The sequence below is a fragment of the uncultured Sphingomonas sp. genome (assembly GCF_913774285.1).
Classification (GTDB): domain Bacteria; phylum Pseudomonadota; class Alphaproteobacteria; order Sphingomonadales; family Sphingomonadaceae; genus Sphingomonas.
Genome location: NZ_CAJYHX010000025.1, coordinates 144,204 through 160,132, shown reverse-complemented (window position 1 = coordinate 160,132; position 15,929 = coordinate 144,204). Strand labels below are relative to the sequence as shown.

Annotated in this window: 11 protein-coding genes; 3 read left to right on the top strand and 8 right to left on the bottom strand. The window is 70.0% G+C overall.

What is annotated here, in order from left to right:
- Positions 1–7: 7 nt before the first annotated feature.
- Positions 8–790 (bottom strand): GntR family transcriptional regulator, encoded by a 783-nt coding sequence (locus QZ670_RS12640; RefSeq protein ID WP_294255900.1) that lies wholly within the window; start codon positions 788–790, stop codon positions 8–10.
- 589 nt (positions 791–1,379) lie between these two features.
- Here QZ670_RS12640 and QZ670_RS12635 point away from each other — a divergent pair.
- Entirely contained in the window at positions 1,380–4,517 is a 3,138-nt protein-coding gene (locus tag QZ670_RS12635) for an autotransporter outer membrane beta-barrel domain-containing protein (RefSeq protein WP_294255898.1), read from the top strand.
- A 24-nt stretch (positions 4,518–4,541) separates the two neighbouring features.
- Here QZ670_RS12635 and QZ670_RS12630 read toward each other — a convergent pair whose 3' ends face one another.
- From QZ670_RS12630 to QZ670_RS12620, 3 genes are read right to left on the bottom strand one after another with little or no spacing between them, the layout of a single operon-like run.
- Positions 4,542–5,147, bottom strand: a complete 606-nt coding sequence (locus QZ670_RS12630; protein WP_294255897.1) for an isochorismatase family protein — start codon at positions 5,145–5,147, stop codon at positions 4,542–4,544.
- Positions 5,148–5,167: 20 nt separating this feature from the next.
- The gene (locus QZ670_RS12625) at positions 5,168–6,436 is read right to left on the bottom strand and encodes a sigma-54 dependent transcriptional regulator (RefSeq protein WP_294255895.1); all 1,269 of its coding nucleotides are present in this window, start codon (positions 6,434–6,436) and stop codon (positions 5,168–5,170) included.
- Complete coding sequence (locus QZ670_RS12620; RefSeq protein WP_294255893.1) at positions 6,433–8,118, bottom strand: ATP-binding protein; 1,686 nt, start codon at positions 8,116–8,118, stop codon at positions 6,433–6,435. The genes QZ670_RS12625 and QZ670_RS12620 overlap by 4 nt, the downstream gene beginning before the upstream one ends.
- A gap of 221 nt (positions 8,119–8,339) precedes the next feature.
- Between QZ670_RS12620 and QZ670_RS12615 the strand changes: the two genes are divergently transcribed.
- Both QZ670_RS12615 and QZ670_RS12610 read left to right on the top strand, forming a co-directional pair.
- Positions 8,340–9,692: a dicarboxylate/amino acid:cation symporter gene (locus QZ670_RS12615; RefSeq protein WP_294255891.1), complete on the top strand. Its 1,353-nt coding sequence runs from the start codon at positions 8,340–8,342 to the stop codon at positions 9,690–9,692.
- Positions 9,693–9,704: 12 nt separating this feature from the next.
- Positions 9,705–11,150 carry an alginate export family protein gene (locus QZ670_RS12610; RefSeq protein WP_294255888.1) on the top strand — a complete coding sequence of 482 codons (1,446 nt, stop codon included), beginning with the start codon at positions 9,705–9,707 and terminating at the stop codon, positions 11,148–11,150.
- Here the strand turns inward: QZ670_RS12610 and QZ670_RS12605 are convergent.
- Genes QZ670_RS12605 through QZ670_RS12590 form a run of 4 tightly spaced genes read right to left on the bottom strand, consistent with a single transcriptional unit; the run spans position 11,102 to position 15,877 of the window.
- Positions 11,102–12,241 (bottom strand): ABC transporter permease, encoded by a 1,140-nt coding sequence (locus tag QZ670_RS12605; protein ID WP_294255886.1) that lies wholly within the window; start codon positions 12,239–12,241, stop codon positions 11,102–11,104. The two genes, QZ670_RS12610 and QZ670_RS12605, sit on opposite strands and share 49 nt — an antisense overlap.
- Positions 12,238–13,365, bottom strand: coding sequence for an ABC transporter permease (locus QZ670_RS12600; protein WP_294255885.1), 1,128 nt, complete (start codon positions 13,363–13,365; stop codon positions 12,238–12,240). Before QZ670_RS12600 ends, QZ670_RS12605 begins: the two co-directional genes overlap by 4 nt.
- Positions 13,362–14,366 carry an efflux RND transporter periplasmic adaptor subunit gene (locus QZ670_RS12595; protein WP_294255882.1) on the bottom strand — a complete coding sequence of 335 codons (1,005 nt, stop codon included), beginning with the start codon at positions 14,364–14,366 and terminating at the stop codon, positions 13,362–13,364. The genes QZ670_RS12600 and QZ670_RS12595 overlap by 4 nt, the downstream gene beginning before the upstream one ends.
- The gene (locus QZ670_RS12590; protein WP_294255879.1) at positions 14,363–15,877 is read right to left on the bottom strand and encodes a TolC family protein; all 1,515 of its coding nucleotides are present in this window, start codon (positions 15,875–15,877) and stop codon (positions 14,363–14,365) included. The genes QZ670_RS12595 and QZ670_RS12590 overlap by 4 nt, the downstream gene beginning before the upstream one ends.
- Positions 15,878–15,929 lie beyond the last annotated feature (52 nt).

Below are 15,929 nucleotides of genomic sequence, written 5' to 3'. Positions count from 1 at the left end.
TCTCGCGTCAGGCGTCGAGCTGCATTCGATAGACATAGCTGTCCCCGCGGAACACCCCCTCGACATATTCGACCATCGCGCCGCCGGGGACGAAGCTGCGCCGCTTGATCAGCAGGCACGGCGTCGGCTGCTCGAAGCCAAACACCGCGCTTTCCTGCGGCGAGGCCATCGTCGCCTCGATGCTCTGCTCGCAATGTGTCAGCTTCAGTCCGGCATCGGCAAGCTGCTGGTAGATCGATCCCAGCGGATCGGCGGTTTCGAGCTCCGGCGCGGCGGTGAGGTTGTACCAGGCGGATTGAATCGTCATCGGCTGGTCGTCCCCGTAGCGGATTCGCGCCAGCCGCAGGAAGCGGGCGTCGGATTGCAGCCCGAACAGCGAGGCAATCGATCGATCGGTGCGCACCTCGCAGTCGAGCAGCCGGGTGGAGGGTTCCAGGCCCAGCTCGCGCATCTCCTGGGTGAAGCCCTTGAGCTTGTCCATCCGCGGCACGATCGCGCTGTCGCCGCCCGGCTGGACCACCGACCCGCGCCGCCCGCGCCCGCCGAGCAGCTTGCGCGCCCGCAGCGCATCATAGCCGTTCTGCACCGTGCTGCGGCTGATGCCGAGCGCTTCGGCCAGCTGGCGCTCGGGCGGCAGCGTCGACCCCGCCGGTAGCAGCTGCTGCGCCATCAGCGCGGCGATCTGCTGCTCGAGCTGCAGATACAGCGGTTCGGGAGAATCGCGACGCAGCACGACAAGTTCGTGCAGCGGCGTCCGATCGCCGAACGGGGTGGCAACCTGGCTATGCATCCGCCCGCTACTCCGGGTTTTTCCTTCTGCGACCCTACACGTTTCCGAGATTTCCGGGCCGATGACAATGGCGGGCCATGGGGGATGTCTCGGCCCATGAAGGTGCCTGGGGCTTCGTCGTCGGCAGCTTGGTGAGGCCTGCTGCGCCGGCGCCGGGCGAGAACCGCATCGCCGCTTATCCTGGTGCGACCGACGCGCTCGACGCGCGCCATGCCGAAGCAGCGACCGATCGGATCGTGGCCGCGGCGTCCCCCGCCGATCTTTCCCGACCTGGAGACGCTACGCGCTTCCCTCGCCGCGCCCGCCTGACGCGGTGCCAACCCATGCGCATCTTTGCCGCTCCAAGGTCGGTCTACGGCGTAAATGCTATCGGACACGGGCGAAACGTCTAGTAGCTCGTTGACCGGTTTCGGGACGCTTGGGAGCCAGGTTAGTCTGGATGCATGGAAATTGAGACATTTTGAGACATCCAATACCATGCCAAAAACTCCCTCCTTCTCTAAAATTCCGCCGCGAATCGCGGTTTGATCCGCCCTTGGCGGCTGCCGGGCGCGGTTGCCGCGAACGGGGGAATCAAGGGGGATAATCCATGCATATTCGAGACTATTCGCGCGCCCTGCTGCTGGGCGGCGCTTCGATCGTGGCGCTGGCGGGGCAGCAGGCGCTTGCGCAGTCGGCGACCTGCGTCGAGACGCCGGCGAACAGCGGCACCTTCCTGTGCTCCGGCGGCCCGGCAAAGCCCGGGCCCGATGCGTCGCAATATCTCTACGGGACGGAGAAGGTCCCGCTCGACGTCACCGTATCGCCCAACTTCTATCTTCGCGCGCCCTCCAAGACGGACGCTGCGGGCATCACCATGTACAATATTCGCTCGTTCAAGGATGATGCGACCAGCATCGTCACCGCGGGTTGGGATGCTCTGCAGTTCCGCAAGCCGGCGGCCGATACGCGCATCACGATCAACGGCACCTATAGCGCAGCCACGTCCGAGCTTACGGGCGCGGCCGTGGTGATCAGCACCAACGGGGAAGCCCCAGGCACGATTACCGCGCCCAACATCGTCGTCGACATCACCGATACCGCGCGGCTGAGCGGCGTGTTCGGTTTGAAGTTTGTCGGTATCGACAACGGTACCTTTGTCGGCACCAGCGCCGGCACCATCCATGTGCCGGAATCCGAGGAACTGAGCGTGGCCGCCGTCTCGCTGGTGCAGCCGGGCCGCGGCAGCGTCTCCTTCACGGTGACCGGCGGCGAGATCACGGCAGGGGCGGGCGTCAACGAGGGCGCAACGGCGCTGATCGCCCGCGCCGGCGGCAACGTCACGCTCGATATTCAGGCGCCCGCCGTGCTCAGCGGGTTCCGCGGCATCTACGGCTCTTCCCAGAAGATGATAGACGTGAAGGTCGCCGGATCGGTGACCGCAGACCCCAGCCAGATGGCGCTGGAGGTGTCCGGCGACGTCACCAAGGTGTGGATTCGGCCCACGGCGACGATCGCCGGCGATGTGGAGGTCTTCGCCGATGGCATCGATCCGGACAACTTCATCCGAAACGAAGGCTCGGTGGTCGCCCGACGCTTCCAGGTGGGTGGCGGCGGCATGGTGTTCACCAACACCGGTACGATCGATGTCAGCACGGCGGTCGGGGAGGGCGATGGCGTCCTCGTCGTTGGCGACGACAGCGTCTTCAACATGGAGGGTGGGACAATAACCGGCCCTGTCAGGATCGAGGATACCGTGACGATGAACTGGTCGGGCGGCGCGATCCGCGGCGACGTTGCGTTCGGCGCTACGCTGGATACGAAGGTCGCCACGCTCAACCTGAACGCGATCGGGGCCGAGCAACTCGCCGGCGTCAAGCGCCTTTCCGGCGGCAGCACGGCGTGGAACCACGTTCTCAACCTCAACGACATGGACTTCAAGGGGGCAGCGCTTCCGGTCTCTGACGAGGCCAAGGGCGTGAGCGTCAGCGGCTGGCGGACCATGAACCTGCACGGCACGCAGTGGACGCTCACCGGCAACATGAGCGCGCGGAACCTCAACATCGATTCCGATTCCACCTTCAATATCGGCAATGGGGTCAACCCCACATTGGGAACCGCGGACACGCTCGCGCTGGTCAATCGCGGCACGATCGATCTCACCAACGGCGGGGTGATCGGCAATGTCGTGACGCTGAACGGCACGCTCGATCATCGCGGCAACCTGATCCTGGGCGTATCGCCCTCCGCGATCGACGTGATCAACGTCTCCGAAACGGCGGCGCTTTCCGGTGCGCTTACGCTCGCCTGGGCGCCGGGCACCTATACCGATGGCACGCGAACCTTCCTCCACACCGACAAGGGGCTGAGCGGTACCTTTGCGCAGGTTGCCGACGCCACCGGCGCGGCCCGTCCTGCCGGGATTAGCGCCGATGTCCTCTATACCGCGTTCGATGCGAAGCTCGCGATCGCGGCCACGCCAACGCCTACGCCTACGCCAACGCCTCCTCCGGCGCCCGAACCGACGCCGACGCCTGCTCCGATGCCCACGCCCGCGCCGACGCCCACGCCCGCGCCGACGCCGGCGCCTGCTCCGACGCCCACGCCTACCCCGGCGCCGACGCCCGGTCCGGAGCCAACGCCTACCCCGGCGCCAACGCCTACTCCGGCGCCCACGCCTACGCCCACCCCGACGCCAACCCCAACTCCAACTCCAACTCCAACTCCGACGCCCACGCCCACGCCAGCGACACCGGCGGCAGGACCGGCGCCGGTGCCGGTCGTCGTTGCCCCGGCCGATGCGCGGATTTTCAGCGCGCAGAACTTCGCCTTTGCTGCCGCCGGCGAGCAGGATGCGGTGGCGCTCCTGTCCCGTACGCAGGCGGATGGCGGCGGCCATACCGGCTACAATCTCGCGCTCAGCCAAGGGCCGCGGCTGCGCAGCTGGATGCAGTTCGGCGCGCAGCGCTTCGTCGCGGATCCGGACAAGGGATCGTTGCCGTTTCGCTCGCAGGGCTTCCGCGTCTCGGGCGGTGCCGACACGACGGTGGGCGCAACCGGCCGGCTGGGCGTGGCGCTCGGCTATGAGCGCCAGTCCTACAAGGATCAGAGCAGCGGCGGCGGCGATACCGACGTGCTGCGCGCCAGCGTCTACGGCTCGGTGCCGGTCGGCCCGATCGGGCTCTCGGCGGTCGGCAGCTATGCCTATGGCTGGGTCAACACCCAGCGCGCGACCGGCGTGGGGCAGGCCTCGGTGCGCCGGCACGTCAGCCAGTGGCTGGGCGGCGCGCAGGCGGCGGTGCCCTTCACCCTGGCCGGTGCCACGATCACCCCGGCGACGGGCGTCCTCGTGTCGCACGTGCGGAGCGACGGCTTTGCCGAAGCCGGGGCGGTGCCGGCCAGCTTCCGCGTGACCGGCATCGAATCGAGCCGCACCAGCGCCTCGCCCTTCGCGCAGATCGGCTGGTCCTACACCGTCGAGACGGCGAACGGCCTGCAGATCATCCCCGACGCGACGATCGGCTACCGCCGTTCGGACACCGCGCGCGGACTGGCGACGACGCTGGTCGCGGCGGACGGCACCGCCTTTGCCGGCAACGCCATCGGGCTGCCGCGGGGCAGCGCGATCGCCGGCGCCAGCCTGACCGTGCACCAGGGCCGCTGGACCGGCTTCGCCAGCTGGCGGGGCGAGTTCGGCTCGGCCTGGAGCAACAATGGCGGGACCATCGGCGTCCGTCTCGCCTTCTGAGGCCCTGGAGGGTGCCCGCCAGCCTTATGCGCTGGCGGGCACTTCCTCGCCGAGCCGCACGGGCTTGCCGGCAAAATCCTCCGCCAGCACCTGCGCGATCGGCCGCGCGATCCCACGGGTGAGCGCGGCGGGCACGTCGACGGTGAAGCCGCGTGCCACCGCGCCGTCGATCGCCCAGCGCACGCAATAATCGGCGGCAACGCCGATCACGGTCAGCTCCGTGACCCCGTCTGCACGCAGTGCCGCGAAGAAGGCGTCGCGCGGCTGGGTCTCGCCGGTGTCGACCGCCTCGATCGCCAGGTCGGGTTCGGCCCACATGTCGAACACACCTTTTTCGATCCGATAGACCGGAATGCCCGGCGCCACCGCGGCGAGATCGAGCACATTCGCCCAGCCCGGCGTGCCGCGTTCGCAGTGGAGCGGGAATTGTTCGGCCTCGGGCGATCCGGCGAAGCGCTCGGTGGTGTGGGTGTCGAAGGTGAACAGCACGCCCGCGGTCTCCGCCGGATCGAGCGCGGCGAGCCAGGCCCGCATCGGCCCGATCAGCGCCTCGGCGCCCGCGACCGAAAGCGCGCCATCGGCGTGCATGAAATCGGCCTGGGTATCCACCACGATGACGAAACGCCGCACCTTCGGTCTCCTTGCTTGCCCTATTCGACCCCGCGGGCGCGCCGCAGATCGATGCCGAGCCGTTTGACCCGGTAATAGAAGGTCTTCCGCGGCAGGCCCAGCGCCGCGATCGCCGCATTGATCTCGCCGTCCGCCGCTGCGATCGCGTCGAGGATGGCGCTGCGCTCGAAGGCTTCCAGCCGTTCGGTGAGCGGTCGCGTCTCGACTGGCCCTGCGTCCGCCGCAGGTTCGAGGCCGAGGACGAAGCGTTCCGCCGCCCGCTCCAGCTCGCGGACATTGCCGGGCCAGTCGCGCCGGGCGGCGGCGTGCGCGGCTTCGGAGAGCGGCGGGGCGGGGCGGCGATGGCGCTGCGCGGCCTGTTGCGCGAGGTGCGCGAAGAGCAACGGCACGTCCTCGCGCCGCTCGGCCAGCGGCGGCAGCCGCAGCGGCACGCCGGCCAGCCGGTGGTAGAGCCCGGGGGGCAGCGCCGCCGCGCCGCCGTCGCCGATCGCGGCGATGATCCGCACGTCGACGGGATCGGGATCGCGCTGCTCGGTGGCGACGGTGCGCGCCTCGGCGAACTGGGCGAGCCGGTGGTGCAGCTCGGGCGGGGCGAGATCGAGATGGTCGAGGAACAGCGTGCCGCGATCGGCGCGGGCGACCAGCCCGTCGCGGGCGAACAGCTCCCGCGCGCCGATTCCCGGCGGCAGCGTCGCGCAGTCCACCGTCTGGAAGCGATGCCGTGCCCGCCTGCCGGCACGGTGGACCAGCCGGGCATAGAGTTCCTTGCCGGTGCCGGTCGCGCCTTCGAGCACCAGATCGAGCGCGGCATCGGCCAGCACCGGGATCATCTCGCGAAGTCGGCGGATCGCGGGCGCCTCGCCGAGTAGTGCTGTGTCGCTCTCGCTGGTCGCGGCGCGAAGCCGCCGATTCTCCAGCGCGAGGGTGCGCGCGGTGCCGGCGCGTTGCAGCGCCGCGGCCAGCGCGTCGCCGGGGAAGGGCTTGGTGAGGAAATCCCACGCGCCCGCCTTGATCGCGTCCACCGCCATCGCGACGTCGCCGTGCCCGGTCATCAGGATCACCGGCAGCTCGGGATCGATCGCCCGCAGCCGGTGGAAGAAATCGACCCCGGACATGCCCGGCATCCGCACATCGGTGACGACCACGCCGGGAAAGTCGCGGTCGATGCTGGCAAGCGCGCTGGGCGCATCGACGAAGGGGCGGACGTCGTGCCCCGCCAGCGTCAGGAGCTGGAGGAGCGCCGCGCGGAAATCGGCATCGTCATCGACCAGGGCGACGGGCACGCTCATGCCCGGCGCAACTCCAGCTCGAAGCACGCGCCGCTTTCCCCCTGCAGCCAGCGCAAGCTGCCGCCAAGATCGGTCATGATGTCGCTGGCGATCACCAGCCCCAGGCCCAGGCCATTGCTGCGGCTGGTGGCGAAGGGGGTAAACAGCCGTGCGGCGATGTCCGGGGCGATGCCGGGGCCGTTGTCCTGGATGCGCACCCAGACCAGCCCGTCGGCGAGCGTGGTGCGGATTGTAATCGTCGGGTTCGGGCGCCCGGCCAGTGCCTCGGCGGCGTTCTGGAGCAGGTTGACGAACACCTGTTCCAGTCGGACCCGTCCGCCCATCACCAGCAGGTGCGCGCCGATCGCCGGGCGCTCCAGCCGCACGCTGCGCAACTGCTCCTTGAGGATCAGCAGCGCGCCGTCGAGCACCTCGGCCAGCGGCAGGGGACGGACCTCGCCCGGCTGGCGGCGGGAGAAGCCGCGCAGCTGCGCCGTCACCGCGCCGATCCGGTCGCTCAGGTGGCGGATCGTCTCCAGATTGTCGCGGACCATGTCGGTCGCACCGTGCTCGAGCAGTTGGACGCTGGTCTCGGCATAGGTGCGGATCGCGGCGACCGGCTGCGCCGTCTCGTGTGCGACGCTGGCGGTGACTTGGCCCAGCGTGGCGAGGCGGTTGGCCTGGCGCAGCCCTTCTCGCAGATCGGCGGCGCGGGCTTCGAGCGCGGCGCGTTCCTCGATCTCGCGGCGCAGTTCGGCGGTGCGCTCGGCCACCGCGGTTTCGAGCTCGGAGGTGCGGCGCTGGCGCTGGGTCGCGCGCTGGCGCAGGCCCCAGAGCAGCAGCGCTAGCGCCAGCACCGCCATCAGCGCGCCGAGCCCGGCGGTCCGCTGTGCCGTCGCGACGGCGGGGCCGACTGCGCGGCGCAGCGCCAGCGTCCAGCCCGGCTGGCTGGTCGGCACGCGCGCCTCGATCAGGTCACCGCGGGCGGGGGGCAACAGCACCGGCGCGGAGCTATCGGGCAGCGCGGCGTCGCGCCGCAGCGCGGCCAGCACCGCCGGCAGGATCGGGCGGGCGACGGCGAACCGCAGGCCCGGATCGCTGGCGACGAGCACCAGCCCGGCGGGATCCTCGACATAGGTGTCGCCGCCCGCGCGCCGCCACGCCGCCTCGATCGCATCGAACTCCAGCTTGACGACGATCACCCCGTTCAGCGGCGTACGGCGGGCGAGGTAGAGCCCCGAATGGCGGCTGACCGTGCCCAGCGCGAACTGGCTGGCCTCGCCGCGGCTGCTCGCCTCGCGGAAATAGCGGCGGAAGCGATAGTCGGAGCCGACGAAGCTCTGCGGCGTCCGCCAGTTGCTCGCCGCGCGGGTGCGGCCGTCGGCGCCGATCACGTAGATCGCCGCGGCGCCGGTGGTGCGGGCGAGGGTTTCCAGCTTCGTGTTGAGCGCGCCGGCAGGGGCCCCGGCCAGCGTCGCGGCCACGTCGCGGTCGTCGCCGAGCGCCAGCGGCAGCAGGCGGAAGCGGGCGATCTCGCTGTCGAGCAGGGCCGCGCGCAGCTGGGCATTGGTGCGGGCGCCGGCGACCAGCGTGTTGCGGGTGCGATTCCCGGCGATCCAGCCGGCAGCGACCGCCACCGCCACGCCGAGCAATGCGGCGAGCGCCCAGTAGCGCCAGCCCGAGAACGAGTCGCGTCGCGTCACCGCTTCGCTATCCGCCAGTGCAGGGCGATGTGCAAGATTTTGCACTTTGCCCGGCAGGTATGTGCCGATTTTTGCGCACCGTCCGTGGCGGATTGGTGCTATAAGACTGAAAAATAACGATATAAGGTTGAGCCGCTTTTTGCTTCCTCCGCAGCTTTCCGCAATCGAGAATGCACCGATCGAGTCCTACCGGCACAACGGAGGCCGAAGGAGAGGAAGTGATGGTTCGTATCCCCGCCGAGTCCCACGACAGCGCAGCTGCGCCGGTCCCCGCCAAGGCGTTGCCCTGGTACCGGCATCTCTATGCGCAGGTGCTGGTCGCGATCATCGCGGGCGTGCTGATCGGCCATTATGCCCCCGCCACGGGCGAGGCGCTCAAGCCGATCGGCGACGGGTTCATCAAGCTGGTCAAGATGATCATCGCGCCGGTGATCTTCCTCACCATCGTCACCGGCATCGCCGGGATGCGAGACCTGAAGGCGGTGGGTCGGGTCGCGGCCAAGGCCTTCGGATATTTCCTGTTCTTCTCGACGCTGGCGCTGGTCGTCGGCATGATCGTGGCCAATGTCGTGCGGCCGGGGGCGGGGCTGAACATCGATCCCGCCTCACTCGATGCCGGCAAGGTGGCCGACTATGCCGCCAAGGCGCATGAGAGCACGCTGACCGGCTTCCTGCTCGGCATCATCCCCGACACCTTCCTTTCGGCCATCACCGGCGGCAACATCCTGCAGACGCTGTTCGTCGCGATCCTGTTCGGCATCGGCCTGGCGCTGGTCGGCGACCGTGGCGAGCGGATCACGCACGCGCTGGAAGACATCTCGCTGGCGATGTTCAAGGTCGTCGCCATCCTGATGAAGGCGGCGCCCGTCGGCGCGTTCGGCGCGATGGCCTTCACCGTCGGCAAATACGGCGTCGGCACGCTCGCCAACCTCGCGATGCTGGTCGGCACCTTCTATCTCACGTCGGCGCTGTTCGTGCTGGTCGTGCTCGGTGCGGTGTCGTGGATGGCGGGCTTCTCGATCCTGCGGCTGATCGCGTACCTCAAGGCCGAGCTGTTGCTGGTGCTCGGCACCTCCTCGTCGGAAAGCGCGCTGCCCTCGCTGATCGAGAAAATGGAGCGCGCAGGCTGCCCCAAGACGATCGTCGGCCTGGTCGTGCCGACGGGCTATTCGTTCAACCTCGACGGCACCAACATCTACATGACGCTGGCGGCGCTGTTCATCGCCCAGGCGACGAACGTTCACCTCTCGATCGAGCAGCAGCTGCTGCTGCTCGGCGTGGCGATGCTGTCGTCCAAGGGCGCGGCGGGCGTGACCGGGGCGGGCTTCATCACGCTGGCGGCGACGCTGTCGATCGTGCCGAGCGTGCCCGTGGCGGGCATGGCGCTGATCCTAGGCGTCGACCGGTTCATGTCCGAGTGCCGCAGCCTCACCAACTTCATCGGCAATGCGGTGGCGACGGTGGTCGTATCGCGCTGGGAAGGACGGCTCGACCACGAGGCGCTCGATGCCGCGCTGCACGGCCGCGCGCCGCGGGTCGACCAGTTGCCCGCCGACGCCGTCCCCGCCGAGTAAAGGGAACCTCCCATGCGTATCCTGTACCGCGTCCTGGGCGCCACCCCGGCGCTCGTCCTGAGCATGCCTGCCGCCGCGCAGGTCGTCGAAACCGCCGGCTACCCGGCCGCTGCCGCCGGCGACGGCACCACGACGGGCGGCTACAACCTTTCCCGCTGGGCGGAGGACTGGCGCAAGCTCTGCGATCCCGCCAAGCGCGACGATCCGATCGATGCGCTGAAATGCGTCAAGCTCACCCCCAGCGGCGACGTGTACGTCACCCTGTCCGGCGAGGCGCGGCTGCGGATGAACCACACCACCAACCCCAATCTGCGCGACAGCCGCGCGCAGCGGCAGGACATCGTCCGGCTCGTCGGCGGCGCCGATCTGCACCTCGGCGAGCATCTCCGCGTCTATGGCGAGGTGGCGCATGGCGGCATCAGCGGCGTCGAACTCGGCGCGCCCGCCGCGACGCTGCGCAACGACGTGGCGGTGCAGCAGCTGTTCGTCGAGGCCAAGGGCGAGGTCGCCGGCATCGATGTCGGCGCGCGCTATGGCCGGCAGGAGTTCACCGACGGGCCGAACCTGCTGGTTTCGCAGCGCGACAACAATACGATCCGCTACACGCTCAACGGCTTTCGCGGCTGGGCGCGGGGCAAGACGGTGCGGGTGGACGTGTTCGACCTCAAGCCCACCCAATATGGCGATCTCGGCACCGATGACGACGTGGTCGATCCGGCGCGGCGCTTCTCGGGCGTGAGCCTCGGCTTCGTCGTGCCCAAGGCCTGGGTGGGCGGCGCCAAGCTCTATTTCGATCCCTTCTTCTGGCGTCGCCGCAACAATGTGGGCACCTGGGGCGGCCGCATCGGCCCGGGCTCGCGCTTCTATCTCGGCACGCACCTCTGGGGCGAGGCAGGCCCGGTGACGATCGACTGGTCGATCAATCATCAATGGGGCTATTGGCGCGACCAGCAGATCGATGCCTGGCAGGGCTTCTTCGCGCAGAATGTCCGGATCGGCTCCGGCAAGCGCGCGCCCCGGATCGGCTTCCATGCGGACTATGCCAGCGGCGGGGGCGGCTATGGCGACGGCAAGCTGCGCAACGCCTATGCGCCGTTCGGCAACAACATCTATTACAGCTACGGCCTGTTCCTCACGCCGAGCAACCTGGTGGCATTCGCGCCGACGCTCAACCTGTCGCCCACCGCGAAGCTGCGGCTGAACCTCGAATACCAGCGGGCGTGGCGGGCCAATGTGCACGACGCCGTGTACCGCGCCAACGGCCAGCCCTTTGCGGGGACGCAGAACGTCCGCGATTCCCGGACCGCCGATGTCGCGCGGGTGCAGGCGGTGTGGGCGATCACCCCGCGGCTGTCGCTCACCGGGCGCTACGAGCATCTCGCCGCCGGGCCGGCGCTCACCAAGGCGGGCTATGCGAGCTCTGACTTCGTCGCCGGCTGGCTCAGCTTCCGCTTCTGACGCGGACCGGCGATCCGCCACCAGCCGAGCCCGCCATAGACCAGCGCGAGCGCCAGCAGCGTGAGCACCCCCGGTGCCACGTCGGCGAGGCTGGCGTGCATCTGGTTGAGCGGCACGAACACATGCACGCCGCTGGTCGAGGGAATCAGCTGCGCCAGCGCGCGGACGAAGCCGGGCATCTGATCGAGCGGCCAGGCGGTGCCGGACAGGAAGAAGAAGGGCGCGGAGGTGGGGGCGAGGATCACCATCGCCCGCTCGGAGCGGTCGAAATGGCTGCCGAGCCAGAGGCCCAGTCCGGCGACCGAGGCCGCGAGCAACGGCGCGGCGAGCAGCATCCCCGCGACGTTCTCGTCGCGCGGGATGCCCTGGACCCAGAAAATGAAGCCGAACAGGAACAGGCAGGTCAGCAGCCCTACGGACGTGAACGCCGCCCAGGTGCCGAGATACTCGCCGTGCCCCATCCGCCAGCGGCCCTCGCGCCGCCGTCCGCCGACAAAGGTGGCGACGCCGAACAGCAGCGTCTGCTGGATGATCACGATGGCCACGGCGGGGAAGACATAGCCCTTGTAGCCCGCGGTCGGGTTGAACATCGGCTCGCGGACGATGGTCACCGGCGGCCCCGCGCGCACGGCCTGGCCCAGCATGTCGAGCTTCTCGACGGCGAGGTCGCGCAGCACCTCGGTCACCGCCTCGCCGATCGTGCTGGCGCGCAGGAGGTACGAGGCGTTGACCCATACCGCGATCCCGGCGCCCGGCGCACCGGTGCGGAGCTGGCGTTGCAGCCCGCGCGCGATCAGCACCACGCCGTCGGCCTTGCCGGCGCGCAGCCGCGCCTGCGCCTCGGCGACGCTCGGGGCATGATCGACCACGATCACGGCGCGTGTGGCTTCGAGGTTGCGCACCAGTTCGCGGCTGAGCGCGCTGGCATCCTCGTCGACCAGCACCACCGGCAGTTGCTGGGCCACTTCCTGGCTGTAGGGCGCGGGATAGTAGAAGGCGTAGAGCACCACCGCGAGCAGCATCGTGCTGAGCAGGGTGCGCGAGGTCAGCACCGCGGCCCAGGTGGCGCGGAAGGCGGCGGCGAAGCTCATCGCGCCTGCCGCCGGATCAGTGCCCAGGCGAGCGCGCCCGGCACCAGCACATAGGCGAGCAGCGCCAGCATCGGCGGCACGATGGTGGCGAGATCCTGCCCGCCCAGCTGCCCGGTCTGGAGCGTGAGATAATGGGTGAGGGGCAGCACCTGGCTCCAGAAGCGCGCGAAACCGCTGCCGCCGTTGAGCGGCAGGGTGGCGCCCGCATAGGCCAGCGCCGAGCCGGCATAGACCGCGCAGACCGACAGCGCCGTGGCGGTCTCGCGCGTGGCGGCGACCAGCAGCGCGGAGATCGCGGCGGTGCCGAGGTAGAAGAGCGTCTGTGCCGCGACGATCGCCGCGATGCTGCCCTCCACCCGCCAGCCGCGTGCCAGCGTCACGAACAGCAGCCAGGCGATCCCCCACAGGCTCGCCGCCGCGACATAGGGCAGCAGCTTGCCGAACAGCGCGGGCACGATCGCGCCGCTGCGCGTAGCCCAGCCGCCGAGCGAGCGGTCCTCCAGTTCGCGGCCCAGCGCCATCGCGGAGGTAACGGCCGCGACCAGATGCAGCACCGCCGGATAGATCAGCGTGCTGAGGAACCATTCGAAGCTCGACGCGGCGTTGTTGAGCGGCACCGCCTCGACGGCGAAGCGGCGTGTCGGGTCCGGGGGCAGGGCATGGCCGGAAAGCTGATCCACCACCAGCGACGCGGCCGCCGCCTGCACGGCGCTCGCCGCGCCGCTCGCCGCCTGCGAGCCCGAGGAGAGGAAGCTGGCATTGTACAGGATGCGGATCACCGGCGTGCGGTGGCGGGCCAGCCCGGCGCCGAGATCCTCCGGCAGGTGGACGAAGCCATTGGCATGGCCGCGGCGGACCTCTTCCACCGCCTCCGCCTCGGTGGCGCGCATCGCGACAATGTGCACCAGCGGCGCCGCGTCGATCGCGCGGAGGATGGCGCGGCTCGCCGAGCTGCGATCGTCGTCGACCACCACGATCGGCAGCCGCCGCATCGATCCCTGCCAGAACATCGCGCCGATCAGCAACAGCAGCAGCGCGGGGATCAGCGTCAGCCCTGCCAGATCCCAGCGGTCCCGCGCCAGATGGCGCAGCTCCGCCCGCAAGGCCTGGCCGAACGCGCTCATTGCGGCCAGTCGAACAGCACGCTCATGCCGGGGCGCAGGCCGGGGATCGGCGCGGCCGGGCGCAGCTTCACCTCGAAGGCGCGAACGTCATAGCCCGAGGCCTGCCGCGTCGCCCGCCACGTCGCGAAGTCGCCGCGCGGGGCGATCTGGTAGACCGCGAAATCGCCGTCACGGCCCAGCGCGGGGATGTGGCCGTGCAGCCGCTTGCCCATCGCGATCCCCTTGAACCTGTCCTCACGCACGGTGAGCGCTACCCAGCTATGGTCGATGTCGAGCACCTGATAGGCGGGGATCACCGGGCTGACGACTTCGCCCGGCTGCACCAGCTTGCGCGACACCTCGCCGTCGATCGGCGAGACGAGCTGCGTCTCGCGGCCGAGCGCGGTGGCGGTTTGCAGCGCCGCCTCGGCGATGCGTACCTGCGCATTGGCCGCCTGCTTGTTCTGCGGCCGGGCACCGGCGAGCGCCTTGAGATATTGCTGGCGCGCGGCTTCGGCCTGCTTGGCGCTGGCGTCGCGCGCCGCCGCCGCCTCGTCGCGCCGCTGCGCCGCGACCACGCCCTGCGCATAGAGGTTGGCGGTGCGCCGGCTGGTCACTGCGGCGAGATCGGCCGCCGCCTGCGCCGCCTGCCAGGTCGAGCGCAGCGAGGCGATGTCTTCCTGCCGCGCGCCTTCGTTGGTTTCGGAAGCGATCGCGCGGGCGGCGTCCACCGCGCCCTGCGCTTGCGCCTTGCCGCCGGCGATCTCGGGGCTCGACAGCGTCGCGAGCAGCGTGCCGGCGCGAACGCGCTGGCCTTCCTCGGCCACCAGCGTCTCAACGCGAGCGAGCGCCTTGGTGGCGACATTGACCTCGTCGGCATCGACCATGCCCTGCAGCTGCTCGGGCGCGGGCCGGTTGGCGAGCCACAGCCCGCCGACGATCAGCGCCAGCACCGCGATACCGAGTACGATCGCGAGGATAGGCGGCTTGCGGCGCGGCGGGGCCGCGGTCTCGTCGGTCATTGCTGGTCCTCCACGTGCCGGTCGGCACGCGCCATGAAACTGCTATACTCGTCGACGCGGTGGCTGGCGGCGAGCAGCGCCATCAGCCCCAGGTCATATTCATAGGCGGCGGCCAGCCGCTGGGTGCGCACCGTCGACAGCGCCGCCTCGGCGTCGATCAGCGCCGACGAGGCGACCTCGCCCTCGCGGAAGGAGAGCTGCTGCACGCGAAGATTTTCCTGTGCGGCGGCGAGGTTGGCATCGAGCAGCAGGAAGGAGCGGCGCGCCGCCTCGGCGATGTTCCAGGCGCGGACGATCTCACCGGCGACGTCGCGGCGCGCTTGCGCGGCGGCATCGGCGGCGGCGGCCTGGTTCTCGCGCGCGGCGGACAGCGCCTTCTGCCGATCGAAGTTGGAGAGCAAGGTCATGCGCAGCGAGACGCCGGCGATCCAGTCCGGCTCGGTCGGCAGCGCGTTGTTGCGGTTGGCGTTGTAGCTGCCGAAGGCGAAGGCCTGGGGGCGGTAGCGCGACTTGGCGAGGTCTACGCCTGCCTGCGCCGCGCTCTTGGCGGCATCCGCACCCTGCGCACGCGGCGATTGATCGACGCCGTCGAGGAAGCGCTGGAGCGGCGGCAGCGGCTCCGAATGGACGAACAGCGGGGTCGAGGCGGTGACGCCCGCGGGCTGGTCGAGCAGTCGCGCCAGCGTATCGGTGGCGATTGCTTCCTCGCTGCGGGCATGTTCGTGCGCACGCTGGGCGGTGTTGCGCGCGACCTCCACCTCCAGCACCCGGGCATGGGCGAGCACGCCCTCCGCCTCCAGCTTGCGCGCGTCGGAGAGGTGGCGGTCGAAAGCTTCGAGCTGTTCGCGAGTGGAGACGGTCAGCTGGCTCGCGACCTTCTGGCCGAAATAGGCGCGCACCAGATTGACGCGGGAGAGATCCTGCCCGCCGGCCTGCTTGGCGCGGGCGATGCCCACGGCCGCGTCGGCACCCTTCTGCACGGCGGGAATCGCGCCGCCGGTATAGAGCGGCATCGCTGCGGTGATCGCCGGGCGGAACACGGTGTCGCGGGTCTGGAACTCCAGCGCGTTGGGGATCGCGCCGAACAGCCGGGGCAGGGCCGCGCCGATCCGCTGCGTCACCTGCGCCACGATCTGTGCGCTCTCGCCGGAGAACTGGCCGCCGATCTGGTCGAGAAGGCCGTTGGCGGCATTGAGCGCATCGGTCTTGGGCTCGGACAGGTCGACCGACAGCGTCTTCTGATATTCGATCACGCTGGCCGATGCGGTGACCACCGGGCGGCGCAGCGTGCGGGTGGCGGCGGCGATGTCCTCGCTGGCGCGGACGGCATGGTCTTCGCCGCTGAGCCCGGGCGACGCCTTGTCGAGCCGGGCGAGCGCGGCCTGGAAGCTGAGCGCGGGCGCGTCCTGTGCGAAGGCGGTGCCGGTCGAGGCGAGCAGCAGGGCAAGCGCGGCCGGCCCGACCCAGCGGCGGCCCGCGACGTATCGATCCTGCCGCTTCGCGCTGCGCACTCTGCTTCGCCCCTGTTCTGCCCGGCACGCCACCGCGGTTGCCCCCGCGATG